A 1,718-nucleotide genomic window follows, 5' to 3' on the forward strand; every position below is an offset into this window, starting at 1 on the left:
GGCCAGCAGCGCAGCGAACCAGTCGCCGCCCGCGGCCGCCTGCTGCGCCAGCGCGATCAGCTCATCGTCGCCGGCCCCGAACAGCGGGCTGCGCAGCGCCTGCGCGAGCGACAGCCGGTGCTGTGGCGAGGCCAGCGCATCCAGCATCGCGATCAGGTCGCGCACCTCGGGCGCATCCATCAGCGACTGGTCCTCGACCGCGGCCGCCGGCAGGTGCCGCGCCTGCAGCGCCTGCGCCACCAGCCGCAGCGACGCGCGCTTGCGGCACAGCACGAAGACCTCGCCCGCCGCCACCGCCCCGCTGCCCACCAGCTCGCCGATCGCCTGCGCGACCCAACGCGCCTCCAGCTCGCGCAGCACCTCTTCCGGCTCGTGGCGCGGCGTGGCCAGGCTGTCGCGCCACAGCAGCCGGCCTTCGTCGCCCGCGGTCGCCTCGCGTGGCGGGCGGGCCACCGGCGGCAGCGCACGCACACCGGCTCCAGCGAGCGGTGCGATCTCGGTGCTGTGCGCGCGGAAGCCGACGTACTCGCCGTCGCGCTGCGCCGCCTCGAAGACGCGGTTCAGCGCGGCGATCACCTCGGGCGCGTTGCGCCGCGTGTGGTCGCAGGCGAGCACATGGCCGCCCAGCCCGCCGGCGACGAAATCACTGGCCGCGGCGAACACCTTCGGCTCGGCGCGGCGGAAACGGTAGATGCTCTGCTTCGGGTCGCCGACGATGAAGACCGACGGCGGCCGCTGCCCGCTCGCGCCACCGCCGGCGCCGGCATAGGCCGAGAGCCAGCTGTGCAGCGCATGCCATTGCAGCGGGCTGGTGTCCTGGAACTCGTCGATCAGCACGTGGCGCACGCGCGAATCGAGCCGCTCCTGCACCCAGCCGGACAGGTCGGCATCGCGCAGCAGCGCCAGCGCGCAGCGTTCGAGGTCGGCCATGTCGGCCAGCCCGCGCAGGCGCTTGAACGCGGCGAACTGCGCGAGCAGCACGCGCGACAACCGCGCCATGCGCAGGTGCTCGTCGTGCGCGAGCTGCTGGCGGCTCGCATGGTGGACGGCGTCGAGCAGCGCGACCGCGTCATCGAGCTCGGGCGCCGCCAGGTGGGCGCGCAGCTGGCCGCTGCTGTTCAGCAACGCGCTGCGTGCGGCGTGCAGCGCCGCTTCGGCATCATCGAGGGCGAGCGCCTGCTCCAGCAGGCTGCCCTGCTTGCGCGGCGTGGCCTTGGTCTGCACACCGAGCGCGGCCGCCACGCGCAGCAACAGGCTGCGGGCCTCGGCGTCGTTCAGCCGGTGCGCCGGGTGCGGCAGCGCCGCGAGCGCCGGCCACAGCTGCGCGGCCGACGGCACGCTGTCGTCCAGCACGCCGGCCTCGTCGGCGAGCTCGATCTCGATGCGCTTGTCGAGCACCGTCGCGAGCCACTTCGAGGTCTGCGCCCGGCCGCGCCGCTCGACCAGTGCGCGGTAGTCGGCGTGCAGCGCGGCATCGTCGAGCAAGGCGGCATGGAAGCGCCGGAAGATCTCGCCCAGGTGCTCGTCGATGTCCTCGATCAGGCTCATGCCGGGTTGCAGCCCCAGCTCGGCCAGCAGGTCGAGCGGCGCGGTCTTCAGCAGCTGCGAGAACCACGCATGAAAGGTGCGGATCTCGACCGGCCGGCCACCGGCCAGCACCTGCTCGTGCAGGCCGGCCAGCCGGTCCGCGAGCCCGGCGGCCTGCGCCGGCGGCACGC

General features: G+C 74.3%; 1 protein-coding gene. It reads right to left on the reverse strand.

The window, feature by feature from the left end:
• A partial coding sequence (locus tag AC1D15_RS30590; RefSeq protein ID WP_477828988.1) for a UvrD-helicase domain-containing protein occupies window positions 1-1,718 on the reverse strand: 1,718 nt, incomplete at both ends.

It is taken from the genome of Rhizobacter sp. P2_H2 (assembly GCF_056403375.1).